Origin of the sequence: Devosia naphthalenivorans (genome assembly GCF_003056355.1) — a bacterium.
Classification (GTDB): domain Bacteria; phylum Pseudomonadota; class Alphaproteobacteria; order Rhizobiales; family Devosiaceae; genus Devosia; species Devosia naphthalenivorans.
The window spans coordinates 294,361-320,779 of sequence record NZ_PYVW01000002.1; the positions used below are offsets into that span (position 1 = coordinate 294,361).

At 61.1% G+C, this 26,419-nt stretch carries 25 protein-coding genes; 14 read left to right on the forward strand and 11 right to left on the reverse strand.

Annotation, left to right across the window (positions count from 1 at the left end):
- Positions 1-284: 284 nt before the first annotated feature.
- On the reverse strand, positions 285-1,418 hold the full coding sequence (locus C8264_RS04560; RefSeq protein ID WP_425430660.1) for an ABC transporter permease: 1,134 nt from the start codon (positions 1,416-1,418) through the stop codon (positions 285-287).
- A 5-nt stretch (positions 1,419-1,423) separates the two neighbouring features.
- Complete coding sequence (locus C8264_RS04565; protein ID WP_108459771.1) at positions 1,424-2,521, reverse strand: microcin C ABC transporter permease YejB; 1,098 nt, start codon at positions 2,519-2,521, stop codon at positions 1,424-1,426.
- 199 nt (positions 2,522-2,720) lie between these two features.
- On the opposite strand from C8264_RS04565, the gene C8264_RS04570 reads away from it, so the two are divergent.
- From C8264_RS04570 to lpdA, 11 genes are all read left to right on the forward strand, one after another.
- Positions 2,721-2,948 (forward strand): hypothetical protein, encoded by a 228-nt coding sequence (locus C8264_RS04570; RefSeq protein ID WP_108459772.1) that lies wholly within the window; start codon positions 2,721-2,723, stop codon positions 2,946-2,948.
- 127 nt (positions 2,949-3,075) lie between these two features.
- A complete protein-coding gene (locus C8264_RS04575; RefSeq protein ID WP_108459773.1) occupies positions 3,076-3,720 on the forward strand; it encodes an AprI/Inh family metalloprotease inhibitor in 645 nt (214 codons plus the stop codon).
- A 139-nt stretch (positions 3,721-3,859) separates the two neighbouring features.
- A complete protein-coding gene (gene zapE / locus C8264_RS04580) occupies positions 3,860-5,032 on the forward strand; it encodes a cell division protein ZapE (protein WP_245892934.1) in 1,173 nt (390 codons plus the stop codon).
- A 143-nt stretch (positions 5,033-5,175) separates the two neighbouring features.
- Positions 5,176-6,138 (forward strand): malate dehydrogenase, encoded by a 963-nt coding sequence (gene mdh / locus C8264_RS04585; RefSeq protein WP_108459774.1) that lies wholly within the window; start codon positions 5,176-5,178, stop codon positions 6,136-6,138.
- Positions 6,139-6,300: 162 nt separating this feature from the next.
- Entirely contained in the window at positions 6,301-7,500 is a 1,200-nt protein-coding gene (gene sucC / locus C8264_RS04590; RefSeq protein ID WP_108459775.1) for an ADP-forming succinate--CoA ligase subunit beta, read from the forward strand.
- A gap of 24 nt (positions 7,501-7,524) precedes the next feature.
- On the forward strand, positions 7,525-8,430 hold the full coding sequence (gene sucD / locus C8264_RS04595; RefSeq protein ID WP_108459776.1) for a succinate--CoA ligase subunit alpha: 906 nt from the start codon (positions 7,525-7,527) through the stop codon (positions 8,428-8,430).
- Between the two features lie 294 nt (positions 8,431-8,724).
- Positions 8,725-11,727: a 2-oxoglutarate dehydrogenase E1 component gene (locus tag C8264_RS04600; RefSeq protein WP_108459777.1), complete on the forward strand. Its 3,003-nt coding sequence runs from the start codon at positions 8,725-8,727 to the stop codon at positions 11,725-11,727.
- Positions 11,728-11,740: 13 nt separating this feature from the next.
- Positions 11,741-13,039 (forward strand): 2-oxoglutarate dehydrogenase complex dihydrolipoyllysine-residue succinyltransferase, encoded by a 1,299-nt coding sequence (gene odhB, locus C8264_RS04605; protein ID WP_108459778.1) that lies wholly within the window; start codon positions 11,741-11,743, stop codon positions 13,037-13,039.
- Between the two features lie 233 nt (positions 13,040-13,272).
- Entirely contained in the window at positions 13,273-13,713 is a 441-nt protein-coding gene (locus tag C8264_RS04610) for a hypothetical protein (protein WP_162783456.1), read from the forward strand.
- Between the two features lie 116 nt (positions 13,714-13,829).
- On the forward strand, positions 13,830-14,462 hold the full coding sequence (locus C8264_RS04615; RefSeq protein ID WP_108459780.1) for a LysE family transporter: 633 nt from the start codon (positions 13,830-13,832) through the stop codon (positions 14,460-14,462).
- Between the two features lie 24 nt (positions 14,463-14,486).
- The gene (lpdA, locus tag C8264_RS04620; RefSeq protein WP_108459781.1) at positions 14,487-15,896 is read left to right on the forward strand and encodes a dihydrolipoyl dehydrogenase; all 1,410 of its coding nucleotides are present in this window, start codon (positions 14,487-14,489) and stop codon (positions 15,894-15,896) included.
- A 255-nt stretch (positions 15,897-16,151) separates the two neighbouring features.
- Here lpdA and C8264_RS04625 read toward each other — a convergent pair whose 3' ends face one another.
- Positions 16,152-16,772: a peptidase M15 gene (locus C8264_RS04625; RefSeq protein ID WP_108459991.1), complete on the reverse strand. Its 621-nt coding sequence runs from the start codon at positions 16,770-16,772 to the stop codon at positions 16,152-16,154.
- Positions 16,773-16,845: 73 nt separating this feature from the next.
- Here C8264_RS04625 and C8264_RS04630 point away from each other — a divergent pair, with 73 nt between their 5' ends.
- Both C8264_RS04630 and uxuA read left to right on the forward strand, forming a co-directional pair.
- Positions 16,846-17,457, forward strand: coding sequence for a trimeric intracellular cation channel family protein (locus C8264_RS04630; RefSeq protein ID WP_108459782.1), 612 nt, complete (start codon positions 16,846-16,848; stop codon positions 17,455-17,457).
- 61 nt (positions 17,458-17,518) lie between these two features.
- Complete coding sequence (gene uxuA / locus C8264_RS04635; protein WP_108459783.1) at positions 17,519-18,730, forward strand: mannonate dehydratase; 1,212 nt, start codon at positions 17,519-17,521, stop codon at positions 18,728-18,730.
- A gap of 600 nt (positions 18,731-19,330) precedes the next feature.
- Here the strand turns inward: uxuA and C8264_RS04640 are convergent.
- From C8264_RS04640 to C8264_RS04675, 8 genes are all read right to left on the reverse strand, one after another.
- Positions 19,331-20,470 (reverse strand): succinylglutamate desuccinylase/aspartoacylase family protein, encoded by a 1,140-nt coding sequence (locus tag C8264_RS04640; RefSeq protein WP_108459784.1) that lies wholly within the window; start codon positions 20,468-20,470, stop codon positions 19,331-19,333.
- Between the two features lie 9 nt (positions 20,471-20,479).
- Positions 20,480-21,214, reverse strand: coding sequence for an ABC transporter permease (locus tag C8264_RS04645; protein ID WP_108459785.1), 735 nt, complete (start codon positions 21,212-21,214; stop codon positions 20,480-20,482).
- On the reverse strand, positions 21,214-22,026 hold the full coding sequence (locus C8264_RS04650) for an ABC transporter permease subunit (protein ID WP_108459786.1): 813 nt from the start codon (positions 22,024-22,026) through the stop codon (positions 21,214-21,216). Before C8264_RS04650 ends, C8264_RS04645 begins: the two co-directional genes overlap by 1 nt.
- Before the next feature lie 114 nt (positions 22,027-22,140).
- Positions 22,141-22,893 (reverse strand): transporter substrate-binding domain-containing protein, encoded by a 753-nt coding sequence (locus tag C8264_RS04655; RefSeq protein WP_108459787.1) that lies wholly within the window; start codon positions 22,891-22,893, stop codon positions 22,141-22,143.
- 47 nt (positions 22,894-22,940) lie between these two features.
- Complete coding sequence (locus tag C8264_RS04660; protein WP_108459788.1) at positions 22,941-23,735, reverse strand: ABC transporter ATP-binding protein; 795 nt, start codon at positions 23,733-23,735, stop codon at positions 22,941-22,943.
- A gap of 174 nt (positions 23,736-23,909) precedes the next feature.
- Positions 23,910-24,881, reverse strand: a complete 972-nt coding sequence (locus tag C8264_RS04665) for a sensor histidine kinase (protein ID WP_162783457.1) — start codon at positions 24,879-24,881, stop codon at positions 23,910-23,912.
- Between the two features lie 85 nt (positions 24,882-24,966).
- A complete protein-coding gene (locus tag C8264_RS04670) occupies positions 24,967-25,131 on the reverse strand; it encodes a DUF1328 domain-containing protein (RefSeq protein ID WP_108459790.1) in 165 nt (54 codons plus the stop codon).
- Positions 25,132-25,243: 112 nt separating this feature from the next.
- Positions 25,244-26,038 (reverse strand): response regulator, encoded by a 795-nt coding sequence (locus C8264_RS04675; RefSeq protein ID WP_108459791.1) that lies wholly within the window; start codon positions 26,036-26,038, stop codon positions 25,244-25,246.
- A 155-nt stretch (positions 26,039-26,193) separates the two neighbouring features.
- Here C8264_RS04675 and C8264_RS04680 point away from each other — a divergent pair, with 155 nt between their 5' ends.
- Positions 26,194-26,415, forward strand: a complete 222-nt coding sequence (locus tag C8264_RS04680; RefSeq protein ID WP_425430661.1) for a NepR family anti-sigma factor — start codon at positions 26,194-26,196, stop codon at positions 26,413-26,415.
- Positions 26,416-26,419: the final 4 nt, after the last annotated feature.

Genomic DNA, 26,419 nt, shown 5'->3' on the forward strand with positions numbered 1-26,419 from the left:
TGGTCCCCCCAGAGGGAAGGTCCTTGTCAGCCACGTCGTCATTCCCGCGAAAGCGGGAATCCCACTTCCTTTCGGCACAAAAGTGAGATTCCCGCCTTCGCGGGAATGACGCGGTGGACTGGCATGACGACGTGGACGGGAATGACGCGGTGGAATTGAAAGGGACGGCAAAAGTCTGAGATCCGGGCCAGTCGGCCCCCACCCTTGATCCCTCCCCGCGAGGGGGAGGGTGTCGACTGCGAGCGTGGTGATAGCCCGATCTACATTTAGGGAAACGCTCCGGTTCATCCCATCGACTTTCTGGGGTCGAACGCATCGCGGACGGCTTCGCCGATGAAGACCAGGAGGGTCATCATGATGGCGATGGTGAAAAAACCGGTGAGGCCGAGCCAGGGCGCCTGCAGATCGTTTTTGCCTTGGGCGAGGAGTTCGCCGAGCGAGGGAGAGCCGGGCGGCAGGCCGAAGCCCAGGAGATCGAGCGAGGTGAGCGTCACCACCGAGCCCGACAGGATGAAGGGCATGAAGGTGAGGGTCGCGACCATCGCATTGGGCAAAAGGTGGCGAAACATGATGGTGAGATTGGAAACGCCGAGCGCGCGGGCGGCGGCGATGTATTCGAAATTGCGGCCGCGCAGGAATTCCGCGCGTACGATGCCCACCAGCGCAACCCAGGAGAAGAGCAGGAGGATGCCCAGGAGCACCCAGAAGCTCGGGGCGATCACCGAGGAGATGATCAGCAGCAGGTAGAGCGCCGGAATGGAGGTCCAGATTTCGATGAAGCGCTGAAACAGCAGATCCACCCAGCCGCCGAAATAGCCCTGCACGGCACCGGCGAAAACGCCGATGACGGATGAGAAAATGGTCAGTGTAAGGCCGAACAGGACGGAGATGCGGAATCCGTAGAGCAGGCGGGCTAGGACGTCGCGGCCGCGCTCGTCGGTGCCCAGCCAATGGTAATTGCCCCAATGGCAGTTTGGGTCCGCCGTCTGCTGGGGATAGCGGGCGCAGTTTTCTTCCCAGCTCATGAGCCAGCTCGGCGCAACCGATCCGGAATACGGCAGGTTGGTATCGACCGTCTGGTAGTTGAAGCGCACTGGCGGCCAAAGCGCCCAGCCATTGGCAGCGATATCGGAGGCGATGAAATCGTCCCGGTAGTTGGTGACGGCGAGAAAACCGCCGAATTTAGATTCGGGGTAGTCCACAAAGGCGGGGAACAACAGTTCGCCCTTGTAGGACACAAGAATTGGCCGGTCATTGGCGATGAACTCGGAGCCAAGCGTCGCCAGAAACAGCACAAGGAAAATCCAGAGCGACCACCAGCCGCGCCGGTTGGCCTTGAAATTGGCCCAACGGCGCTGATTAAGCGGGGAAAGGAAGCGGTTGCGCGGCGTTTCGACGACGGCCGCTTCTTGCGTCATCTCCGTCATACTTCGCGGCTTTCGAAATCAAGACGCGGATCGACCCACATATAGGCCAGGTCCGAGATCAGCGAAATGGCGAGGCCGAGCAGGCTGAAGATGTAGAGCGTGGCAAAGACCACCGGATAATCGCGGTTGGAAACCGATTCCAGACCCAGCAGGCCAAGGCCATCAAGCGAGAAGATGGTCTCGATGAGCAGGGAGCCCGAGAAGAACGCCGAGATGAAAGCGGCCGGGAAGCTGGCGATGATCAGCATCATGGCGTTGCGGAAGACGTGGCCATAGAGCACCTGGCGCTCGGTCAGGCCCTTGGCGCGTGCGGTGGTGACATATTGCTTGCCGATCTCGTCGATGAAGGAATTCTTGGTCAGCAGCGTCGTGGTGGCGAAGGCGCCCAGGCCCATGGCGATGATGGGCAGCGTCATATGCCAGAAATAGTCGAGGATCTGCCGCCACCAGGGGAAGCTGTCGAACCCGGGCGAGGTGAGCCCCCGCAGGGGAAAAATCGACCAGAAGCTGCCGCCGGCAAACAGCACGATCAGCATGATGCCGATGAGAAAGCCGGGAATGGCATAGCCGATGATGACGATGGTGGACGTCCATACATCGAAGCGGGAGCCATCGGTCACGGCCTTCTTGATGCCCAGGGGTATCGAGATGCCGTAGGCGATCAGCGTCATCCACAGCCCCAGAGAGATGGAGACCGGCATTTTCTCCTTGATGAGGTCGATAACGGAGATGTCGCGATAGTAGCTGTCGCCAAAGTCGAAGCGGACATAGTTCCACAGCATCAGCCCAAAGCGCTCCAGCGGGGGCTTGTCGAAGCCGAACTGCTTTTCGATGCGGGCGACGAGATCGGGAGAGAGGCCCTGGCTGCCGCGATAACTGCCGCCGGAGCCGCCTTGCGCCGGCTGGCCAGCGAAATCCCCCTCCGCGCTGCCGGTAATGCGCTCCGTGATGGACTGGTTTTGCCCGGAAAGATTGGCCAGCGCCTGCTCGACGGGCCCGCCCGGGGCAAACTGGGTGATCAGGAAGGAGATCGCCATGATGCCGAAGACGGTCGGGATCATCAGCAGCAGGCGGCGAAGAATATAGGCGCCCATTCAATCCCCAAGGCAGACACTTGTCCGATGCGAGCTAAGTCCGGCTCTCTTGTAGCGGCAAATCACCTTACAGTGAAACAGCTTACGCCGGATTGCAGCATTTTGCGGGTCAATTGGCAATGCGAAGAGGGCGGAAGCCGTTTTGTTCTTGCTCCAGTTTGAGCCAGGCTTCAGGATCACGCCGTGATCGGAGAACATGATGAGCTACCAGACCATCGTTCATGTGAAGGACCCCTCGGCCGCCCGTATATTGGTGGTTGCCCTGCGGGCGCACGGGTTTCACCCGCTCGAACAGGGCGAAGGCGGATTCCCGGGCGTGCCGAATCTCTTTGGGCAGGAGGGTGTGCCGGTGCAGGTTCCCGAAGACGAAGTGCGTGATGCAACCCTTCTGGCCGAAGATCTGTTGCGAGACATGGCGGCCTCATAATTCGTAATGCCGCCATATTACTGTGCCTTGGCTCAGATGCGGACCGGGCGGTTGTATGCAGTTGTGGGTTTAGCTATAAGGCGGCACAGCTGTTAACCTTTTTTAAGCCTTCGGGCAGGAGCGAACCATGAGGGTCTGGATGCGCGGAACGATGTCGGCTGCAGGAATTGGAGCGATGGCGCTGGTGCTGGCAGCGTGCCAGTCGACGGGGTCCAATACGGCCAATCTGAATACGATCGGCGCGCCGTCGCAAATTACGCCGGTGCAAAGCTCGACCGTGCAGCAGGGCACGCTACCCGCAATCGGCGCGACCGGTACTCCCGCTCCTGGCCTGGGTGGCCAGCCCGTCTTGGGCGGCGTTTCGACCACTCCGCAGATGGCCTCCGTCAGCCCCGGCATGACCGCGCCCGTCGCAACCACCACCACGCCTGGCACCCAGCCCGGCGGTTCGATGGTGTCGCTGGCCCCTCTTGCCCAGCCCAGCGCTGGCGGCATGAGCGCGGGCCCCGAAGGGGTGTGGAACGTGGTTGCGGGTTCGGACCAGTGCCGTCTCAATCTGCCCATGACTGCGAAGGCCGGCACCAGCTACTATCGCGCCTCGGCTCCGGGCTGCAGTGTGCCCGGCCTGGCGTCGGTCAGCGGCTGGCAGCAGGTGGGCAGCCAGTTGCAGCTTTATGATGACAACGGCAACATCGCGGCCTTCCTCGCACCAAGCGGCGGCCGTTACATAGGGACGATGGGTGGCGGCCAAGCCATCTCCATGGCCCGATAGCCGTCGGGTGATGCCGGTCTGCAAATTGTAGTCAGCTGCGCTTCCGGTGCTCACGTACTCAAGTACGCTGCGCTCCGGTTCTCGAAGACTACAATTTTCGACTCGGCCTGACCCGACTACCGAGAGTTCGGCGTCCTAGTTGTCCGTTAAGCCCACAAATTTATCAGCTACCGGCCCCGTCAGTGCTGCCTACGCAGAGCTGGCGGGCAAGGGGGTTTTGAGTGCCGATCCGGCGCAGGTGGATGCGGCGCGTTTGCTGGATGGGGTGTTGGTGGGGCTGGTGGCGGGCCGGCCCAAGGGGCTTTTTGCTAAGCTGTTCGACAAGCCGGAGCCGGTGCAGGGACTCTATCTTCATGGCGAGGTCGGGCGCGGCAAGACCATGCTGATGGATCTGTTCTATGCAGTTGTGCCCATCGCCGAAAAGCGGCGGGTGCATTTCCATGAGTTCATGGACGAAGTGCATGTTGGGATGGCGGCGTTTCGCAAGAGCGACAAGGGTCGCGATGCCGATCCGGTCGAGGCGGTGGTGCGGCCAATCGTCAAATCCGGGCTGCGGCTGCTGTGCCTCGATGAATTCCATGTGCACGACATTACCAATGCCATGCTGCTCTACCGGTTGTTCGAAAAGCTTTTCGCGCAGGGCGTGACGCTGGTCGCGACCTCCAATGTGGTGCCCGACGAGCTTTACAAGGATGGGCTCAACCGGCAGTTGTTCCTGCCTTTCATCGAGCTGTTGAAGCGGCACGTGACGGTCGCGTCGCTGCCGGCGGCGCAGGATTACCGGCGGCTCAAGTTCTCTGGACAGCAGGTCTATGCCTTTGGGAGCGGCCCCGAGGTGCGGGCGGCGATGGACCGGCTATGGCTTCGAATCACGGGTGGGGCCGCTGGCAAGCCGGACGTGGTGGAAAGCATCGGCCGGCAGATCGTGGTGCCGTTGGCGGCGATGGGCGCGGCGCGGTTCGGATTTTCAGACCTGTGCGAGAAGCCGCTTGGATCGCGCGATTTCGTGCGCATCGCCCATGCCTTCGATTCCATCGTCATCGACAACGTGCCGCAAATGGATCGAACCCGGTCCAACGCGGCGAAGCGCTTTATCCTGCTGATCGACAATCTTTATGACCGCGGCGTCAAGCTGGGCGCCAGCTTCGACGTTCCGCTCGAGCAATTGGGCAAGGACGACCGCACAGCGTTCGAGTTCCAGCGCACGGTGTCGCGACTGATCGAAATGCAGTCCGAGGATTACCTGGCCAAGGGTCTGCGCGACGCGGATGAAGGCGCGGGCTCCCCCGCCGAAGCACAAGAGCAAAACTGACGCGCGGCACCTTGCCTTTCCGGCACGACCCCTTCGCCCATCAGCAAGGCCCGATCGCTGCTTTAGACGAAGGGTTCACTTGCCCCTCCCGGCGCGGAGGGTTAAGAGGTGCGCCAATTCAACGCAGACTGGGATGAGGATTTATGGCGCGCAAGAAAATCGCTCTTATCGGCTCGGGTCAGATCGGTGGCACCCTGGCCCACCTGGCGGCCCTCAAGGACCTTGGCGACATCGTGCTGTTCGATATCGTCGATGGCGTGCCGCAGGGCAAGGCGCTCGATATTTCCCAGTCGGCGCCGGTCGAAGGCTATGACGCCAAGATCTCCGGCACTTCGAAATACGAAGACCTCAAGGACGCCGACGTGGTCATCGTCACGGCCGGCGTGCCGCGCAAGCCCGGCATGAGCCGCGACGACCTGCTGGAAATCAACCTCAAGGTGATGGAGCAAGTGGGGGCGGGCATTGCCAAGTACGCGCCCGACGCTTTCGTCATCTGCATCACCAACCCGCTCGACGCCATGGTGTGGGCACTGCAGAAGTTCTCGGGCCTGCCCGCCAACAAGGTCATCGGCATGGCCGGCGTGCTGGACTCCTCGCGGTTCGTGCACTTCATCGCTGACGAGCTCAATGTCTCGGTGGAAGACATCAACGCCTTCGTGCTGGGCGGCCACGGCGACACCATGGTGCCGCTGCCGCGCTATTCGACCGTTGCGGGCATTCCCCTGACCGACATCGTCAAGATGGGCTGGATGAGCAAGGAAAAGCTCGAAAGCATCATTCAGCGCACCCGCGATGGCGGCGCCGAGATCGTCGGCCTGCTCAAGACCGGCTCGGCCTTCTACGCACCAGCGACGTCTGCCATTGCGATGGCCGAAAGCTATCTCAAGGACAAGAAGCGCGTGTTGCCGGCTGCGGCTTACCTGGATGGCCAGTATGGCGTCAAAGGCACCTATGTCGGCGTGCCGGTGGTGATCGGTGCCGGTGGTGCGGAGAAGATCATCGAGATCGCGCTGAACTCGGCCGAGCAGAAGGCTTTCGACAAGTCCGTCGGCGCGGTGGAAGGTCTAATCGAGGCGTGCAAGAAGATCGCGCCAAAATTAGCTTAACAGTCACGGAGTCATTCCCGCGAAAGCGGGGACCTCCGTTTCTCTCTATGGCATGGCCAATAGAGGTTCCCGCTTTCGCGGGAATGACGCAGTGGACTGAAATAGTTGTGCGGTGCGTTGAGATTGATCCGGCGCCGTCCTGCCCACCCAAGGGGACTTTGAATGAACATCCATGAACACCAGGCCAAAGAGCTTTTGAAGTCCTACGGTGCGCCGGTTGCGGCGGGCGTGGCGATTTTTTCGGCTGACGAGGCCGAGGCCGCGGCGCGCCAGCTTCCTGGCCCGCTTTATGTGGTCAAGAGCCAGATCCATGCGGGTGGCCGCGGCAAGGGCAAGTTTAGGGAACTCGGCCCCGATGCCAAGGGCGGTGTGCGCCTGGCCAAGACGATCGATGAAGTCGTCGCCTTCTCCAAGGAGATGCTGGGCAACACGCTGGTTACCAAGCAGACTGGCGACGCCGGCAAGCAGGTCAACCGCCTCTATATCGAAGACGGTGCCGATATTGCCCGTGAGCTTTATTGCTCGCTGCTCGTCGATCGCAGCACCGGCCGCGTTTCCTTCGTGGTGTCCACCGAAGGCGGCATGGATATCGAAGCGGTGGCGCATGATACGCCCGAAAAGATCATCGCCGTCGATATCGACCCAACTACCGGCGTGACCGAGGCCAACGTTTCCGAGATCGTTACGGCGCTCAAGCTCGATGGCGATGCCAAGGCCGACGCGGCCAAGCTGTTCCCGATCCTCTACAAGGCCTTCACCGAAACCGACATGAGCCTGTTGGAAGTGAACCCGCTGATCGTGATGACCGACGGGCATTTGCGGGTCCTGGACGCCAAGGTGAGCTTCGACAACAATGCCGCGTTCCGCCACGAAGAGCTCAAGACGCTGCGTGATCTTTCCGAGGAAGACGCCAAGGAAATCGAGGCGTCCAAGTTCGACCTCGCCTATGTGGCGCTCGATGGCAATATCGGTTGCATGGTCAATGGCGCGGGTCTGGCCATGTCGACCATGGACATCATCAAGTTCTATGGCGCCGAGCCAGCCAACTTCCTCGACGTGGGTGGTGGCGCTTCCAAGGAGAAGGTGACGGCGGCGTTCAAGATCATCACGGCCGATCCGGCGGTGAAGGGCATTCTCGTCAACATCTTCGGCGGTATCATGCGCTGCGACGTCATCGCCGAAGGCGTGATCGCTGCAGTCAAGGAAGTCGGGTTGCAGGTGCCGCTGGTGGTTCGTCTCGAAGGCACCAACGTCAAGGAAGGCAAGGCTATCCTCGATCAGTCCGGCCTCAACGTCATTTCCGCCGATGACCTCGATGACGCGGCGCAGAAGATCGTCACTGCCGTCAAGTCCGCTGCCTAACGCCCTGCAAGAGAGACCAAACCAATGTCGATTCTCGTCAATAAAGACACCAAGGTTCTCGTTCAGGGCCTGACCGGCAAGACCGGAACGTTCCACACCGAACAGGCTCTGGCCTATTACGGCACCAAGATGGTCGGTGGCACCCATCCCAAGAAGGGTGGCGAATCCTGGTCGTCGGGTGTCGATGGAACCCAGTTGCCGATTTTCACCACCGTGGCCGAAGGCAAGGAGCGCACCGGCGCCAATGCCTCGGTAATCTATGTGCCGCCTCCGGGTGCCGCTGCTGCCATCGAGGAAGCCATCGACGCGGAAATCCCGCTGATCGTGTGCATCACCGAAGGCGTGCCGGTTCTCGACATGGTGCGGGTCAAGGCCAAGCTGGCAAAGAGCAAGTCGCGCCTGATCGGGCCGAACTGCCCCGGCGTGCTGACGCCGGAAGAATGCAAGATCGGCATCATGCCCGGCTCCATCTTCTCCAAGGGCTCGGTGGGCATTGTTTCCCGCTCGGGCACGCTTACGTATGAAGCAGTGTTCCAGACAACCAATGAAGGTCTTGGCCAGACCACTGCTGTCGGTATCGGCGGCGATCCGGTCAAGGGCACCGAATTCATCGATATGCTCGAAATGTTCCTCGCCGACGAAGCGACCAAGTCGATCATCATGATCGGCGAAATCGGTGGCTCGGCCGAGGAAGAGGCCGCGCAGTTCCTGATCGACGAAGCCAAGAAGGGCCGCAAGAAGCCAATGGCCGGTTTCATCGCTGGTTTGACGGCTCCTGCCGGTCGTACCATGGGCCATGCTGGCGCCGTAATTTCGGGCGGCAAGGGCGGCGCGGAAGACAAGATTGCGGCGATGGAGGCAGCGGGTATCCGCGTGTCGAAATCACCGGCGCGGATCGGCCGGACGCTGGCTGAAGTATTGAAGGGCTAGATTGTGCCAACGCCCTCGTGGTGAGGTGCGCTTCTTCAGCGCCTCGAACCAGGAGGGCGTGGAGCAAAGATGCGACCAATGTCGGTCGCGCTTCGGACACAGAACGGTGTTAGCCGTGGTGGTGCCCGAAGCGGTAAACGTGAATTGAGCCGTGGCCCTGCTCAGGGGTTGCTACACTTAACAGGATACTAAGGATAAGCGGTCAGTATCCGCACAAATCAGGGACCGCATGAAACCGGCCTCGGCCGGTTCGTTGAGAAGGATGGCGGGGCGTGGGCCTCGCGACAAAAAGCGATGACACGACAGGAAAAGAACGACACGTTCTTGCTGACTTCGTTCCTCTATGGTGGGAACGCCGACTACATCGAACAGCTTTATTCCCGCTACAAGACCGATCCATCCAGCGTCGACGACACCTGGAAAAGCTTTTTCGGCAAGCTGGATGACGCAGAAGGCGTCGCCCAGCAGAATGCCGAGGGCCCCAGCTGGAGCCGCAAGGACTGGCCGCAGAGCGCCACAAGCGAGCTGGTTAGTGCGCTGGACGGCAATTGGGGTGACATCGCGGTCAAGACCGAAAAGGCCGTCGCCAAGAAGGCCGAAGCCCTGGGTGTCGCCAAGGGCAGCGTTTCCGATGTGCTGCAGGCCACGCGTGACTCCATTCGCGCCATCATGATGATCCGTGCCTATCGCATGCGCGGACATCTGCATGCAGATCTCGATCCGCTCAAGATGAAGGCCGATGAGCCGGCGCCCGAACTCGACCCCAAGAGCTATGGGTTTACCGAGGCGGACTACAGCCGCAAGATCTTCATCGATAACTATCTCGGGCTGGAATACGCCACGATCCCGGAAATGCTGGCGATCCTGAGCCGTACCTATTGCGGCACGGTCGGCATCGAATTCATGCACATCTCCGATCCTGAAGCCAAGCAGTGGATCCAGGAGCGCATCGAAGGGCCGGACAAGGAAATCACCTTTACCGGTGAAGGCAAGAAGGCGATCCTGAACAAGCTGATCGAAGCCGAAGGCTTCGAAAAGTTCATCGATGTCAAATATACCGGCACCAAGCGCTTTGGTCTCGACGGCGCGGAATCGACCATTCCCGCGCTTGAGCAGATCATCAAGCGCGGCGGCGCGCTTGGCATCAAGGATATCGTGCTGGGCATGGCTCACCGCGGTCGCCTGAACGTTCTGACGCAGGTGATGGCCAAGCCGCACCGCGCGCTGTTCCACGAGTTCAAGGGCGGCGCCTTCTACCCCGACGATGTCGAAGGTTCAGGCGACGTGAAGTACCATCTGGGTGCTTCCTCGGACCGTGAGTTCGATGGCAACAAGGTCCACCTGTCGCTGACGGCCAACCCATCCCACCTCGAGATCGTCGATCCCGTCGTGCTGGGCAAGTCACGCGCCAAGCAGGACCAGCACATTGCCCCCGATGGCAAGCTGGTCAATATCGCAGTGGACGGCAAGCCCGATCGCTCCATGGTGCTGCCGCTGCTGATCCATGGTGATGCGGCGTTTGCCGGGCAAGGCGTGATCGCCGAGTGCCTGGGCCTATCGGGCCTCAAGGGACACCGCACGGGCGGCTCGATCCACTTCGTGATCAACAACCAGATCGGGTTCACCACGAGCCCGATGTATTCGCGCTCTTCGCCGTATCCGACCGACGTCGCCAAGATGATTGAGGCGCCGGTGCTGCACGTGAATGGCGACGATCCGGAAGCCGTGGTGTTCGCGGCCAAAGTCGCCGTCGAATATCGCCAGAAGTTCGGCAAACCTGTCGTCATCGACATGTTCTGCTATCGCCGGTTTGGGCACAACGAGGGCGATGAGCCAAGTTTTACCCAGCCGCTGATGTATTCCAAGATCCGCTCGCACAAGACGACGCTGGAGCTCTATTCGGACAAGCTCGTTGCCGAGGGCCTGTTGACGGCCGAGGAAATCGACAAGCTCAAGGCCGAATGGCGCGCCAAGCTGGAAAGTGAGTTCGAGGCTGGACAGGACTATCGCCCCAACAAGGCCGATTGGCTCGATGGCGCGTGGAAGGACTTCCGGCCGGCCGACCAGGACGGCCCGCGCCGTGGCCAGTCCGGTGTCGAGATGGACCGCCTGACCAATATTGGCACGGCGCTGACGCGCATTCCCGAAGGCTTCAACGTTCACAAGACGGTCAAGCGTTTCATGGACAATCGTCTTGCGACGATCCAGTCAGGCGAGGGGATCGACTGGTCGACCGCCGAAGCTTTGGCTTTCGGTACGCTGGTGACCGACGGTCATCCGGTGCGTCTTTCCGGCCAGGATGTCGAGCGTGGCACGTTCAGCCAGCGCCATTCGGTGCTGAACGACCAGAAGGTCGACAACAAGAGCTATACGCCGCTCAACAATCTCGACCCCGAGCAGAGCCGCTACGAGGTCATCAATTCGATGCTCTCGGAAGAAGCCGTGCTTGGTTTCGAGTATGGTTATTCGCTGGCCGAGCCCAAGGCGCTGACGATCTGGGAAGCCCAGTTTGGTGACTTCGTGAACGGCGCGCAGGTGGTGATCGACCAGTTCATCTCCTCGGGCGAGCGCAAGTGGTTCCGCATGTCGGGCCTCGTGATGCTGTTGCCGCATGGCTATGAAGGGCAGGGCCCGGAGCATTCCTCCGCGCGTCCCGAGCGCTTCCTGCAGCTTTGCGCAGAAGACAATATGCAGGTTGCCAATTGCACGACGCCGGCCAACTACTTCCACGCCCTGCGCCGGCAGGTAACCCGCGACTTCCGCAAGCCGCTGATCCTGATGACGCCCAAGTCGCTGCTGCGCCACAAGCGTGCGGTGTCGGGCCTGGTCGAGATGGGACCCGATTCCTGCTTCCATCGTCTGCTCTGGGACGATGCCGAAGCACCCGGCGTGCCCAAGACGAGCGTTAGGCTTGCAAGCGACGACCAGATTCGCCGCGTGGTGCTGTGCACCGGCAAGGTTTATTACGACCTTCTGGAAGAGCGCGAGAAGCGCGGGCTGAACGATGTGTACCTGCTGCGCATTGAACAACTCTATCCGTTTCCGGCCAAGGCGCTGCTGGACGAGCTTAACCGCTTCCGCAATGCCGAGATCATCTGGTGCCAGGAAGAGCCCAAGAACATGGGCGCCTGGGCGTTCATCCAGCCTTATGTGGAATGGGTGTTCGATCAGATGGGACGGAGTGGACAGCGCGTGCGCTATATTGGCCGGCCGGCTTCGGCCTCCACCGCCACGGGTCTGATGCGGACCCATCTTGCCCAATTGCAGGCCTTCCTCGACGAAGCCTTCGCTCAATAAAGGACAGCAAACAATGTCGACAGAAATCCGCGTTCCAACGCTGGGCGAGAGTGTTACCGAGGCCACTATCGGCCAGTGGTTCAAGAAGATCGGCGACACGGTGAATGCCGACGAGCCCATCGTCGAACTTGAAACCGACAAGGTGACCATCGAAGTGCCGGCGCCGGCCGCCGGTGTGCTCGAAGCCATTGCCGCCCAGCCGGGCGAAACAGTGGATGTGGGCGCGCTGCTTGGCGCCATCGGCGGGGCAGGGGCCGCGGTTGCTGCGCCCAAAGCCGAAGCAAAGGCCGAAGCACCCGCCAACAATGCCGCCGGTCCTGAAGAGATCAAGCCGGAGCCTGCTGCACAGCCGGTGACCGCGACCGATCGCGCTCCGGCGCCTTCAGCGCAGAAGCTGATCAACGAAAACGGTCTTTCGGCCGGCAATATTTCCGGCTCGGGCAAGCACGGCCAGGTGCTCAAGGAGGATGTGCTTTCAGCCATCAACAAGCCGGCCGCTGCCGCAGCGCCTGCAGTTGCCCAGGCCGCTCCGGCTGCAGCACCTGCCGCCAAGCCGGCCGAGGCGTCCAAGGCTCCGGCCGCACCGCGCGCTCCAGTCGCTGCCGATGATGCTTCACGCGAAGAGCGGGTCAGGATGACCCGCCTGCGCCAGACCATCGCGCGGCGCCTCAAGGATGCGCAGAACACGGCGGCCATGCTGACCACCTTCAACGAGGTGGACATGAAGCCGGTGATGGATTTGCGCGCCTCCTACAAGGAGCTGTTCGAGAAGAAGCATGGTGTCAAGCTGGGCTTCATGGGCTTTTTCACCAAGGCCGTGATCCACGCCCTCAAGGAAATCCCCTCGGTCAATGCCGAAATCGACGGCGATGACCTAGTCTACAAGAACTACGCGCACATTGGGGTGGCCGTGGGCACAGACAAGGGGCTCGTGGTCCCGGTAGTGCGCGATGCCGACCAGATGTCGATTGCCGAGATCGAGAAGTCGATCAACACGCTGGGCAAGAAGGCGCGCGACGGTCAGCTTTCGATGGCCGACATGCAGGGCGGCACCTTCACCATCTCCAATGGTGGTGTTTATGGTTCGCTGATGTCGACCCCGATCCTCAATGCGCCGCAGTCCGGCATTCTGGGCATGCACAAGATCCAGGAGCGGCCAGTGGTGGTCGGCGGGCAGATCGTGATCCGTCCAATGATGTACCTGGCGCTGAGCTATGATCACCGGATCGTGGACGGCAAGGAAGCCGTGACGTTCCTCGTGCGCGTCAAGGAAAGCCTCGAGGCACCCGAGCGGCTCGTGCTCGATCTCTAAAAAACGAAACCAGCTTGTGGAAGGGCCGGGGCGCTGCTCCGGCTTTTTTGTGTCTGGGGCAGCGGCAGAAAACCTGTCTCTGCTCGTCCCCTACATTCACCGCATTGCAGCGCGATAGAGAGTGGCGGAACTTCGCCTCGCTCACGATGCCGTGCGGCAGGTGCACTCTTAAGACATTGCTAGTTGTTTGGGCCTTTTAGAAGGGCCTCCGAAACTGTGCCGGAGTTGGATTGTTGAAACGTTTGTTGCCCCTCGTGCTTTGTCTCGCCGTGCCGCAGGTTCATGCGCAGGAGGTGGCAGACCCCGAACTGGTGGGTGAGTTGATGGCGTTTCATGGCTCCAAGACCATTGTCTCGGCGATGACCACTCACTGCTACGAGACCACCGGGCTCGATAGCGCCTACAAGACTGCTTATGACAACTGGCATTTGCGCAATGTGGGGTTCCTGGACTTGGCCAAGCGGGTTGCGGAGAAGCTGGGTGGTGGCTCGCCGGAGGCTGTGGCGGCGGCGGAAACCTATGGCGGCAGCCAGATCATGAGCGCCTATAACCAGGCGGAAAACAAAGAGATTTTCTGCCGCAGCTTCCTGGAGCAGGTAAACAGCGGCGCGCTGGACATCGACAAACAGCTGCCTGGTCCGCTGAGCAGGGCGCAGAATATCTCCGTGCAATAGGGGTGCATGCTTCGGTTTGTCTTCCGCTTTGATGCGTTTTTGCTTCCAGTTTTCGCACCAAGGCTTGCCAGCGCTGCTGGCTGGGCTAAACAGGGTGGCAAACCCTGGTGCGCCCGATGACATTTCCCTGGCTCGAATTCGCTGCCCTGATGCTGGCCTTCGGCATAAATGCCATTATTCCGGGCGCGGACTTCGCCATGGTGCTGCGGCAATCAATAGCGCATGGCCGGAGGGCAGCGCTGTTCACCTCCGCTGGCGTCGCGACATCCATTCTGGTCCATGGCAGCTATACGTTGCTGGGGATCGGGGTGCTCGTCGGGCAGTCGCTAATGCTGTTCAACATCATCAATTGGCTGGGCGCTGCTTATTTGGTGTGGCTGGCTATCTCCGCCTTGCGCAGCCCGCCGCCACAGCCGCCCGAAGAAGGGGAACTTGCCGGCGCCCGGCGCGGCGATTGGGCCGCGTTCGCGCTGGGGTTCCTCACCAATCTGCTTAATCCAAAGGCGGTGCTGTTCTTCCTGGCGCTGTTCACGACGCTGGTGTCAGCTCACACTGCGGGCGATGCCAAGGTCATCTATGTGGCGTGCATGAGTATCATGCTTTTTGCCTGGTTTGCACTGGTGTCGGTTTTCTTTACGACCCCTGCTGTGCGGCAGGGCTTTTTCCGGTTCGGCCGGTGGTTTAATCGGGTCACCGGCATTACATTCATTGTGCTCGCCATTCGAGTGGCGCTGGCGCAGCAGCACTAAAACACGGTTCAGGGCTAGGTAATCATGGCAGACGCGTTCGATCTCATCATCATCGGCTCGGGTCCAGGGGGCTATGTCGCGGCGATCCGCGCAGCGCAACTGGGGATGAAAGTCGGGGTGGTGGAGAAGTGGCCAACGCTGGGCGGCACATGCCTGAACATCGGCTGCATCCCCTCCAAGGCGCTGCTGCATGCGTCCGAACTGTTCGAAGAGGCGACGCACGGCTTCAAGGCACTGGGTATCGATATTCCCAGCCCCGTGCTCAACCTGCCCCAGATGATGAACCACAAGACCCAGACGGTGGCGGGCAATGTGGGCGGGGTGGATTACCTGTTCAAGAAGAACAAGATTACCGTGCTGCGCGGCATCGGCACCATTGCCGGCCCCGGCAAGGTGCGCGTGACGCCGCAGAACGGCGCCAGTACGGAATACGACACCAAGAATATCGTGATCGCCACGGGTTCGGTTTCGGCCAGCCTGCCGGGCATCGAGATCGACGAGAAGACGATCGTTACATCCACCGGCGCGCTGACGCTGGAGAGCGTGCCGCGCCAGCTGGTGGTGATCGGCGCGGGCGTGATCGGGCTTGAGCTTGGTTCGGTCTGGGCGCGGCTGGGCAGCCAGGTGACGGTGGTAGAATATTTCGACCGCATCCTGCCGGGCATGGACAGCGAAGTGGCGCGCCAGTTTCAGCGCATGCTGCAAAAGCAGGGCATGGAGTTCAAGCTTTCCAGCAAGGTTGCGGGGATCGACAAGCAGGAGAACGGTTCGCTCAAGGTTCGGGTCGAGCCGGCCAAGGGCGGCGAAGCCGAAGTGCTGGATGCTGATGTCGCGCTGGTCTCCATCGGCCGCAAGCCGTACACGGAAGGGCTGGGCCTCGAGATCGTTGGCGTGGCGCTGGACGAGCGTGGCCGGGTGCGGGTCGATGGCCAGTACAAGAGCTCGGTCGACGGAATCTATGCCATTGGCGACGTGATTGCCGGGCCGATGCTGGCGCACAAGGCCGAGGATGAAGGCATTGCCGTCGCCGAGATCCTGAGCGGGCAGGCGGGCCATGTGAACTATGCGGCCATTCCGGCGGTGGTCTACACCAATCCAGAAGTGGCTTCGGTGGGCAAGACCGAGGACGAACTCAAGGCCGAGGGCATCGAGTACAAGATCGGCAAGTTCCCGTTCACAGCCAATGGTCGCGCTAAGGCGATGCTGGCGACGCAGGGGTTCGTCAAGATCCTGAGCGACGTCAACACCGACCGGGTGCTGGGCGCGCATATCGTGGGCAAGAATGCCGGCGAGATGATCCACGAGCTGGTGGTGCTGATGGAATTCTCGGGTTCGTCCGAGGACCTGGCACGCTCGACCCATGCGCATCCGACGCTGTCGGAGGCCATTCGCGAGGCGGCGCTGTCGCTGGGCGATGGCGCGATCCATATCTGATTGGATTGGGCGGGCGCCGCGTTTGATGGACATCAGGTGAATGGTCCTGAGAGCTCATGGCGATCCTTCGACAAGCTCAGGATGTCGAACCATGGGGGCGAGTGAGTGGAGGTTTTGTGCCACGACCTCGTCCTTCGACAGGCTCAGGATGAGGTCTACTGCAGGCCCAGGATGAGGTCTGCTGCAGGCTCAGGATGAGGTCTGCTGCGTGAATTCCATTCTATGCGATGACATCGGGTTTGTTGGGGGCTCGGGTTATTCGAGTTCCGCCAGCAAGGCCGCGTAGGATTGTTTGTGTCTTCCGGCCCAATTGTCTTGTCCCGGCGCGGTCAGCAGGCCCATGCGGGGTGGGATGTAGCTGCGGATGCGGCGGACGGGTTGTTCGCGCCATTGCAGATTGAAGGCGGCGTAGCGGGGAAAGAACTCCATCTCGGAATAGGGAAGGTTGTCGTGGACCCACCAGGCAATCGCCTCCCAATCGCCGGTCCGTTCGAAATAAGGAATGACGCTGTTGACCACGATGCAGGCGGTGGCGCCCATGCGTCCCTCGGCATCGCGGCGGTCCCAGATATGGCTGGCGTAGTTCGTTTCGTTGCGGCCACAATTGAGCTTGTGCAGATTGCCGAACGCGTTGACCTGGCTTGATCGATAGGCCGAACGGATCGAGAGCCTGCCGAAGCGCGCCTGAAGCGGTTCGAGCAGGCTTTCGCAGAGGCGCTTGCCGGCGGCGATGGTCAGATCGGGATCGTCGGGAATATTGGCGAACCCGTTGATAACAGCGATTTCGGAATAGAGGAAATCGCGCAGGAAGAAGTTGTCGCTCAGGCGCACACGGCCGAGTTCTTCAAGGGCTTTGACGGATTTGGGCTGTCGCATGATGGCTCCGGCTGGACGCAGCACTCTCTTGCGATAGGTTGAGGCCGACAACCCGGTTCTGACAGGATGCACAATGCTGCAAATGTTATTTTACGTCGCTATCGCTGTGGAGGCGATGACGGCTGCATTGGCCGCCGGCCGGCGCAAGATGGACTGGTTCGGCGTGTGCCTGCTTGCCTGCGTGACGGCGCTGGGTGGGGGCACGATGCGGGACACTTTCCTGGGACATTATCCGCTCTATTGGGTGGGGAACCCCTACATCCTGCTGCTGGTATGCGGGGCCGCGCTCTTTACCATTGCCATTGCGCGGGTTGTCGACAAGCTCAGATGGACCTTTCTGGTGCTGGACGCCCTGGGGCTGGTTGTCCTCACAATCGTTGGGTGCAACGTGGCGATGGAAGTTGACGCCCATCCGCTGATCGTCATCGTTTCGGGCATGGTAACAGGCATTGTCGGCGGCATATTGCGAGATGTGCTGTGCAATGACGTGCCGCTGGTGTTCCGCAGCGAGCTTTATGCCACGGTTTCGATCGTTACCGCAGCGGTCTACTATTTTGGCGTTGCGGCTGATCTCAATCGGGACATCGTCATCATCGTTGCCATTGCGGTTGGCTTCCCCCTGCGCATCCTTGCTCTGGTCAAGAAATGGGAAATGCCGAAATTCGTCTATGACAAGGACCTCTAGGGCCTTCCCGTACGCGTCTTGTTGTGGCAAGCACTGCCATACAAGATGAAGGAGCGACGACATGCGGCAGACCTGGCGGTGGTTTGGACCCAAGGATTTGTGCAGCATCGATGACATCACGCAGGTGGGGGCCGAAGGCGTGGTGAGCGCACTGCACCATGTGCCCAATGGTGTGGTGTGGACGCCCGAGGAAATTTCCAGGCGCAAACAAGAGATTGCGACGCGCAAGGACGGTTCGCCCTCAGGGCTGACCTGGGACGTGGTGGAAAGCCTGCCGGTCAGCGAAGACATCAAGAAGCAGAAGAACGACTGGCGCGAGCATGTCGCCAATTACAAGGTATCGCTGCGCCATCTGGCGGACGCGGGAATCGAAGTCATCTGCTACAATTTCATGCCGGTGCTGGATTGGACCCGGACGGATCTGCGCTACACGGTTGCCAATGGCGCCTCGTGCATGCGGTTCGACATCAACGACTTTGCGGCGTTCGATATTCATGTGCTGGATCGGCCGGGTGCAGGGGCAGACTATACCAACGCCATTGCCGATGAGGCCGGGCGGCGTTTTGCTGACCTGGATGACGCCGGGCGCAAGCAGTTGGCGCGCAATGTGACGATGGGCCTGCCGGGTTCCACCGAGTCGATGACGCTGGACGATGTGCGCGAGCACCTGGCGGAATATGGCAATATCAGCCGCGATCTATTGCGGCAGCATTTCGTGGATTTCCTGTCCGAGGTCGTGCCGGTAGCGGAAGATCTGGGACTGCGGCTCTGCTGCCATCCCGATGATCCGCCGTTCTCGCTGCTTGGGCTGCCGCGCGTGATGTCCACCGAAGCGGACTACACATATATGCTCGATGCCGTCAGCAGCCCCGCCAATGGCATGACGCTGTGTTCCGGATCACTGGGCGCGCGGCCCGACAATGACCTGCCGGGCATGATGGAGCGGCTGGGCGACAAGGTGCACTTCCTGCACCTGCGCAACGTCAAGCGCGACAATGACGACATCATGGGCTCGTTCTTTGAAGCCGAGCACCTGGATGGGGATACCGACATGGTGGCACTGATCGCGGCTATCGTGCGGGAAGAGAAGCGCCGCCGTGCCGCGGGGCGTGCCGACCACAGCATTCCGATGCGGCCCGACCATGGGCAGGACATCCTGGACGATCTGGGGCGGCGCTCACAGCCGGGCTATCCGACGATCGGGCGGATGAAGGGGCTGGCGGAACTGCGTGGGGTTTTCCGCACGTTCGAGCATGCGGGGTTGGGATTGTAGGCGCTGACCGGCGGCGGGCATTTTCTCGCTGTGGGGGAGTGGCTGGGACTCTGAGTTCAGGGTCCAGCCACATCGTCATTCCCGCGAAAGCGGGAATCCCACTCCCTTCGGCACAAAAGTGAGGTTCCCGCTTTCGCGGGAATGACGCGGTGGACAGTTTATGTTTGTGGGACATGACCGTCGGGTCGGGCCCGAGGGCAGCACGGTGGGCGGAGGCTTTAGGCGCTGGGAGCGTGCGTTTTCTCGCTGTGGGGTGTGTTCGCATGGGTGCATGACCGGTGGTGGAGGTGCGATGCTTCCTACTCACCGGGCGGCACCTCCCCCTCGACGGGGGAGGCTGGGAGGGGGTGGCGGTTGGCCCCAAATATCGGGGCTAAACATTCCCCACCCTTGATCCCTCCCCGCAAGAGGGAGGGTGTCGACTGAAACAGAGGCGTAAAGCGCCGAATGCGAATACTCCCCCTGAGCTGGGTTCGGACTCTACATGCGGACAGTTTGTGTCTGTGGCGCGATCTCAGGATGGATCCCGGCTCAAGGCCGGGATGACACCGCGTGGGTGGAGAGATTGTGGGTTGCCAATAGTGAAAAGGCCTTCGGCCCTTAGTCCTCGAGCAGATAGCCGCCGGTGCGGGAGGGGAGGGGCTTGGTGCCGACGATCTTGGCGATGCCGGTGCCGCGTTTGACGAATTTGGCGGTGACGCGGGAGAGCACGAAGCCGTCGGTGCCGGCGAGGACTGGCGTCCGGGCGAGGAAGGCCTGGGGGCCGTCCATGGCGATGAGGTCGGCGACGGGCTGGCCCTTGGTGACGTGCTCGCCAAGCTGCACCCGATAGGCGAGGAGGCCAGGGGCGGCGACGCGCAGCACTTCGGTGGCTTCGAAAGGTACCGGAGCGGGAGAGGGCGTTGGCGTTGGCGTGTCGGCAGCGATCAGGCCACGGCCAGCGAAGAAGTTGAAAAGGCCGCCGGCGTCGAGCTCGCCCAGATTATCGAAGCTGTCGGCACGGCCGCGATATTCGAGCGTTGCGGCTTCGGCGCCGTTGGGCACGGGGTAGCCGGGATTGGCCAGGCGGGCCTTGCGGTAGAATGAGGGCAGGACCTCGTCGAACGAGCCGCCGCCGCTGTCTTCTGCGGTGAGGGTGGCGGCAACGCCCATCCAATCGGCCAGGTCCTGCAGGCCCGGCATCAGCTCGGGCGAGGTGAAGATGTGCATCAGGCTTTCGTCGTCGCAGTGCAGATCGAGGATGATATCTGCAGTCGCGGCAGAGCGCAGCACGAGGAGGCGCAATTGCTGGATGGCGGTGGCGCCTTGCTGCTCATCGATCCAGTCGAGTACGGCCTGGCGCAGGAGGGCGATATTGGCCGCCGGGTCCTGCCCGAGCTTGCCGGCGAGGCGGTCGGCGACGAGGGGGTAGAGATCGGGCCAGCGGCGGTTGTAATTGATGCCCGTCTCGACGTCGTAGCGGCCGATGTGGTGGCGCAGCGAGCGGTTGGCGAGCCCCAGCGGATTGACCGAGGGGAAGATGGTGAAATGGGCGTTGAGCTGGCCGGCGGCGTCGGCATCGCGCAGGCGGGGCAGCAGGTGGTGCAGCGCCATGGTGCCCGGCTGCTCGTCGGCATGGAGAGCGGCCTGGAGATGGACGCGGGTGGGGGCGTCAGCGGGGCCGGCCGTGTACCAGTAAAGCTCGGTGGTGTGTCCGGGTGTGTCGCCACGGAGTGCGGTGTGGTGCAGTTCGAAGGGCATGAGGGGCTTTCAGCGAATCCACTTGGGGACGTAGCGCATGCGCGGCGCGGATGGCATGTGGCGCATCAGGCGCTGGTAGACCAGGCCAAAGACGAAGAACACCACCAGCGACACAGCAAGGAAATAGAGCGCAGCAACGGAGAAATGCAGGAATGCGTTGTAGTCGCGCTCGAACAGTTCCTTGGCGGTGATCATCAGATCCTTCTGCTGGCCGATCACCGGCAGCGCGAAATAAACGATGGCCGTGGCGTGGAACAGGAACACGACCTCGTTGGTGTAGGCGGGCCAGGCCAGGCGAATGAGATTGGGCCAGATGACGCGGCGGAATTGCTGGATTGGGGACATGCCGTAGGCACGGGCCGCCTCGACTTCGCCACGCGGCACGGCGCGCAGGGCGCCATAGAAGATTTCGGCGGTGTAGGCGGCGGTGTTGAGCGTTAGCACCAGCGGGCCGATGAAGAGGGGGTGCAGGACGAAGCCCGATATGCCTAGCGGTTTCCAGAGCGAGACGTTGAACGACAGGCCCAGCGAATAGACCATGAAGAACTGGATAAAGAGCGGGGAGCCGCGGAAGGCGTAGATAAAGCCTCGGCTCAGGCGGGACGCGATCGGGTTTTTCGAGGCTTTACCGAGGGCGAGGAAGACCGCGAAGACGAAGCCGAGCGGGATCGAAGCCACGGCGAAATAGATGTTGAACAACGCGGCGGGTGCGAAGATGCCGAGATCGATGAGGAAGCGGTCCATCAGGTGCGCGCCTCGCTGAGGATGCCGCGGCCCATGCGGGCCATCAGGGCGCCGAAGACCTTTTCGGAGAGCAGCGTCACGAGGATATAGAAAAGGAACAACACCAGGTAGTAGCGCCAGCGCCAGTCATCGTGGACCAGGCCTACAGTGGGCAGGAAATTGGGTGCGCCGAGGCGATCGGCCCACAGCACGATGTCGGCGATCTGCAGCAGCGAGAGCAGCGAGGTCGCCTTGACGATCAGCATCCAGACGTTGGAGAGGCCGGGCAGGGCATAGACCCACATCTGGCGGATCTGGATGCGCCAGAGCACCTGGCTGGCGCTCATGCCGTAGGCGCGGGCGGCTTCGATCTGGCCGCGGGGGACGGAGCGCATGGCGCCGTGAATGACGTTGGTGGCGAAGGCGCCGTAGACGAGGCCCAGGGATACCGAGGCGAGGACAAGGTATTCGGGCGTGCCGAGGAACCAGTTGGCCTCGCGGCAGGGCGGCCAGGCGGCACTCTGGGCGGCGATGGCTTCGGGGGTGCAGATCTGGGTGGCCATGAACCATTCGACCGCCTGCTCGAAGGCAAGCGGGAAGAACAGGAAAAACAGCACGTCCGGCACGCCGCGGACGATCGAGGAATAGAAGCTGCCGACGAGGCGCAGGGGGAGGAAGCGCGAGTTCTTGAGCGCGGCGCCGAGCAGGCCGAAGATGACGGCCAGCGTGCCGCCAGCGATTGCTGCGAAGATCGTGAACTGGAAGCTGGCGTACCAGGTGAGGTGCTTGCCATTGGTCAGATAGCTCAGCCAGAAGGCGAGATCTTCGCTCATGAACTGGTCCGGGCTGGCAAGGTCATCTTGGTAATCCGTGTAGCACCTCCGGATGTAGGGAGGCGGGAATTTCCTCCCCTGTGAAGGGGAGGAAACGCAAGTGCGAAGGGTCTGTTATTCGCCGTAGAAGGGGCCGCGGCCTTCGAAGTACTGCGCGATGAGCTTGTCGACGGTGCCATCGGCCTTGAGGGCGGTCAGCGCGTCATCGATCTTGGTCTTGAGCTCGGTCTCGTCCTTGCGGATGCCCGCGCCGACGCCGTTGCCTATCATGATGTCTTCGCCAACGAACTCGATAGCGCCGCCGGATGCAGCGACCACGGGCTCAAGATAGGCGCCATCGGCGATGATGGTGTCGAGGTTGCCACCGGCAAGGTCAGCCATGGCCTGGTCAGCCGTGGTGAAGGATACGATGGTGTTGTTGCTGGCGAGGTTTTCTTCGGCATAGGCAGCCTGGATGGTGCCGCCCTGAACGCCGACGCGCTTGCCTTCGAGGTTTTCCGGATCCATGCCCGTGCCAGCCATGGCCACGAACTTGGATGGATCGGGCGGGAAGTAGTTCTGGGTGAAATCGATCGTTTCCATGCGCTCGTCGGTGATCGACATGCCGGCCATGATCAGGTCGTAGTTGCCCGCCAGAAGATTGGGAATGATGGAATCCCAGTCATTGCTGACGAATTCGCAGGTGAGGCCTGCCGTTTCGCAGATGGCATTGCCCAGGTCGATCTCGTAGCCGGCAAGCTCACCGGCTTCGTTGACGTAGTTCCAGGGGGCGTAGGCACCTTCGGTTGCGATGCGAATGGTTTCCTGCGCCTGGGCGGCAGTGCCGAGGGCAAGGACGGCGGCGGCCGCCAAGATCAGCTTCTTCATGTATTGCTCCATATTATTCTGGTTGTGACGCCTGTTCCGCCGCTGCCTTATTCATGACTGGCAGCGTTGAGGAATTGCTTGAGACGAGCCGATTTGGTGGCGGTAAACACCTCTTCGGGCGTTCCCTCTTCTTCGATCTTGCCGTGGTGCAGGAAGATCACCCTGTCGCTTACCGAACGCGCGAACTCCATGTCATGGGTGACCAGGATCATGGTTCGTCCTTCATCGGCCAGGATCTTGATGACGCGCAGCACTTCCACCTCAAGCTCGGGATCGAGCGCGGAGGTGGGTTCATCGAACAGCATGACGCGGGGATTGATGCAAAGGGCGCGCGCAATAGCGGCGCGCTGCTGCTGACCGCCTGAGAGCTGGTTGGGGTAGGCGTCGGCCTTCTCCCTGATGCCGACTTTGGCGAGCATCTCCAGGGCTTCCTGCTCGACTTCGGCGCGGTCGCGCTTCTGTACGATCAGGGGCACTTCCATGACGTTTTGTAGGATCGTTAGATGAGCCCACAGATTGAAGCTCTGGAAGACCATGCCCAATTCGGAGCGAATGCGGCGAATCTGTTCTTCGTCGGCGATATGGCGTTGTTGACCTGAGCCGCGCAGCTTGATCGTCTCGTTGTCGATCTTGACGGTGCCGCTATCGGGCACTTCGAGCATGTTGATGCAGCGCAGCAGAGTCGATTTGCCCGAGCCGGACGAGCCGATCAGGGACACGACTTCACCTTCGCACGCGGTGAAGGAAATGCCCTTGAGCACCTCGATCGTGCCGAAAGATTTGTGCAGATCGTGGATCTCGACGACCGGTAATGGATCTGCTGATGGTGCCGCTTGCGCCATTCCTTTTAAGCCTGAAGAACAGGCGCCTTCCTGACTGGCGATTGCCTTATTATCAGGCTGGCAACCTTAACCGCCTGCTAGAAAAGCAAAAACGAACCAGATAGCAAGCACTAATGCAGCGGGCTGCCAAACTGTCCAGTGTTGAAGCGCGATCCGGGGCCGAATAGATCGCGATCAGGGTTGGAATTGCTCTGCAGGCACGGTCAGCCGGTACGTTACATTGTCGTCGTCAATGGAGAACGCCGCGTTGCCTTCGACGGAAAGTGGCACGATGCGTTCAAGGACCAAGGTGCCAAAGCGCGGCTGGCCAAGCGGCTGCGCATCACCGCCCCCAGTCTCGAGCCATTCGATCACGAGATTCCTTACCGGACCCTCGTCCTCGAAATGCGCGTTGACGCGTACGTCGCCGCTCCGGCCTTCTGCCAAGCCGCCGTGATACACGGCGTTGCTGGCGAGTTCGTGGATGGCCAGACCCAGATGCAGGGAGGCGTTCGGGCCCAATAGAGGGTTTTCGCCAGCCACGACGACGTTCTTTGACGCTACCTGCCCGACGCGGGCCAATTGCGAAATGATCAGGGAATGCAGATGCGTTCCGCGCCAGTCGCTTTCCGTCACCAGATCCTGCGTGCTGGAGAGGGCATGCAGGCGGCCTCGAAATTTCCTCAGGAAATCCTCGATATCGCCGGTGTGGTGAGCGGTTTGCATCGCCACGGACTGCACGATCGCCAGCAGGTTCTTGGAGCGGTGGCTGACTTCGCGCAGAAGCGAGGCAAGTGCCGCTTCACGGCTGCGCTCCTCGGTGATGTCCTGCAGGATTGTCAGCGCGCCGTCTTCGTCAGGGGTGATCCGGGCGCTATAGGTGCTCGTGCCGGTGGTTGCAGGGAGTTCGAATTCGATCGACTGCGGCTGCTGAAGTTCGATGCATCTGGCAACGGCAGCGCTGAACTGGGATGCAAGCGGCTCCGGCATGAAATCGGCCTCCCGCATCGTCAGGATTTGAGCGGGCCATTCCCTGGGGAGATGTTCCGCAACGTCGATACGATGATCCTTGTCCTGATGAAGTACACCGATGCCGCGGCCATCGAGCGCAGCCGTCAGCGCCCTTAGCCTCAACTGCGTTTGCTGTGGTGGGGCGGCAGAGGGCATGGACATACTCAAGACTGGCGATCAGGAACAAAAAGGCCCCGCCCAAGGCGAGGCCATATGGGATCAAGCATCGATACGATTGCGGTCACACCCGGCGGATAAGTCCGACGACAAGAGAGATGACCAGAAAAGCAAGAAACAGATAGAATAATATCTGCGCTATACCTGCGGAGGCGCCGGCGATGCCGCCAAAGCCAAGTACCCCGGCAATGAGCGCAATAACCAGAAAGACCAGAGCGTAATACAGCATGGCAAGACTCCGCTTCAGCTTCGTGCCGGTAAACGGCTGAGGTTGACAGGCAGTTCCAGCGGGCAACAAAAAAGGCCGGGAAAACCCGGCCTTTAGAGAGCTTCAACAAAGGTCAGGCCGCTGCGCGCGAGCCTTCGTCGAAGAACAGCGCTTGGCTGATCAGCGCCTTCACCATGTCGGGATTGAATGGCTTGGTGACGAGGAAGGTCGGCTCAGGACGCTCACCGGTGAGCAAGCGTTCCGGGAAAGCCGTGATGAAGATGACCGGGACGGAGTGTGTATTGAGAATGTCGTTGACCGCATCGATACCCGAGCTGCCGTCGGCAAGCTGGATGTCTGCCAGGATCATGCGCGGCTGGGTCTGGTTGAAGAGGCTGACCGCCTCCTTGTGGGTGCGGGCGACGCTGACCACCTTGTGGCCGAGGCTCTCGACCAGCTGCTCGATGTCCATCGCGATCAGCGGCTCATCCTCGATGATCATGATCTCCGTCGCGACCTGGCGCGAAATCTCGACAGTGGCTTCGTCCAGGAGGGACGCAAATTCTGCATCGCTTACCTGCAGGATCTCAGCGGCCTGAGCATGGGTAAAACCCTCTACGGCAACCAGCAGGAATGCCTGGCGCGGGCGTGCCGACAGATTGGCAAGGTTGGTTGCAGCGCGCTGCTCCCATGCGAATGTCGATGTGGGCTGCGGGATGGTTACCGCGGAAGTGGAGAACAAGGCCGAGAAGAGCTTGTAAAGTGCGATACGATCGTTGGATGCCTCGGGGAACAGCGAGATATCGGCGATGAGGGCTTCCAGTGTTGCCGCGACATAGGCGTCGCCGGATGTCTGCGATCCCGTGACCGCGCGCGAAAACCGCCGCAGATACGGCAAGTGCGGAGCAATCCGCGTGGACAAAGTCATGTAGTAACTCCCAGTGACGCTTAGGCTCGTGATTTACACGAAATTGCAAAACGAAGCGCATCATTTAAAGTTCCGCATCTTTGGAACTTTTTTGGAGCTGGGGCTTTGTGGTGTCGAATGTGGGCAAACAATCTCTTGGGCGGTCTATACACGGCATGATGAAGGACAAACTGGTGACCCAGCAACGTACTCGTACGCAGGCGGGGCGCGCTGACGACGGCTTGGGTCCGAATACGGACATCGGCAATCGCTTGCGTGCGCTATACGGAGCAGTGCAGGAAGAAGGCGTTCCAGCTCAACTGCTCGATCTTTTGGAGAAGTTGGACAGCGCGGAGCAGGCGCAAAAAAGCAAGGTTGTTTCGAGAGACGGAGAATAGCGGC

Coding starts and splice junctions, on each gene's coding strand:
- sucD (WP_108459776.1), top strand. CDS start 7,525: ATGTCGATTCTCGTCAATAAAGACACCAAGGTTCTCGTTCAGGGCCTG.
- C8264_RS04665 (WP_162783457.1), bottom strand. CDS start 24,881: ATGCCCTCTGCCGCCCCACCACAGCAAACGCAGTTGAGGCTAAGGGCG.
- C8264_RS04565 (WP_108459771.1), bottom strand. CDS start 2,521: ATGGGCGCCTATATTCTTCGCCGCCTGCTGCTGATGATCCCGACCGTC.
- sucC (WP_108459775.1), top strand. CDS start 6,301: ATGAACATCCATGAACACCAGGCCAAAGAGCTTTTGAAGTCCTACGGT.
- C8264_RS04625 (WP_108459991.1), bottom strand. CDS start 16,772: ATGCGACAGCCCAAATCCGTCAAAGCCCTTGAAGAACTCGGCCGTGTG.
- C8264_RS04680 (WP_425430661.1), top strand. CDS start 26,194: ATGATGAAGGACAAACTGGTGACCCAGCAACGTACTCGTACGCAGGCG.
- C8264_RS04575 (WP_108459773.1), top strand. CDS start 3,076: ATGAGGGTCTGGATGCGCGGAACGATGTCGGCTGCAGGAATTGGAGCG.
- C8264_RS04640 (WP_108459784.1), bottom strand. CDS start 20,470: ATGCCCTTCGAACTGCACCACACCGCACTCCGTGGCGACACACCCGGA.
- C8264_RS04630 (WP_108459782.1), top strand. CDS start 16,846: ATGCTGCAAATGTTATTTTACGTCGCTATCGCTGTGGAGGCGATGACG.
- odhB (WP_108459778.1), top strand. CDS start 11,741: ATGTCGACAGAAATCCGCGTTCCAACGCTGGGCGAGAGTGTTACCGAG.
- C8264_RS04670 (WP_108459790.1), bottom strand. CDS start 25,131: ATGCTGTATTACGCTCTGGTCTTTCTGGTTATTGCGCTCATTGCCGGG.
- C8264_RS04600 (WP_108459777.1), top strand. CDS start 8,725: ATGACACGACAGGAAAAGAACGACACGTTCTTGCTGACTTCGTTCCTC.
- C8264_RS04675 (WP_108459791.1), bottom strand. CDS start 26,038: ATGACTTTGTCCACGCGGATTGCTCCGCACTTGCCGTATCTGCGGCGG.
- mdh (WP_108459774.1), top strand. CDS start 5,176: ATGGCGCGCAAGAAAATCGCTCTTATCGGCTCGGGTCAGATCGGTGGC.
- C8264_RS04660 (WP_108459788.1), bottom strand. CDS start 23,735: ATGGCGCAAGCGGCACCATCAGCAGATCCATTACCGGTCGTCGAGATC.
- C8264_RS04650 (WP_108459786.1), bottom strand. CDS start 22,026: ATGAGCGAAGATCTCGCCTTCTGGCTGAGCTATCTGACCAATGGCAAG.
- C8264_RS04615 (WP_108459780.1), top strand. CDS start 13,830: ATGACATTTCCCTGGCTCGAATTCGCTGCCCTGATGCTGGCCTTCGGC.
- C8264_RS04570 (WP_108459772.1), top strand. CDS start 2,721: ATGAGCTACCAGACCATCGTTCATGTGAAGGACCCCTCGGCCGCCCGT.
- lpdA (WP_108459781.1), top strand. CDS start 14,487: ATGGCAGACGCGTTCGATCTCATCATCATCGGCTCGGGTCCAGGGGGC.
- uxuA (WP_108459783.1), top strand. CDS start 17,519: ATGCGGCAGACCTGGCGGTGGTTTGGACCCAAGGATTTGTGCAGCATC.
- C8264_RS04645 (WP_108459785.1), bottom strand. CDS start 21,214: ATGGACCGCTTCCTCATCGATCTCGGCATCTTCGCACCCGCCGCGTTG.
- C8264_RS04560 (WP_425430660.1), bottom strand. CDS start 1,418: ATGACGCAAGAAGCGGCCGTCGTCGAAACGCCGCGCAACCGCTTCCTT.
- C8264_RS04655 (WP_108459787.1), bottom strand. CDS start 22,893: ATGAAGAAGCTGATCTTGGCGGCCGCCGCCGTCCTTGCCCTCGGCACT.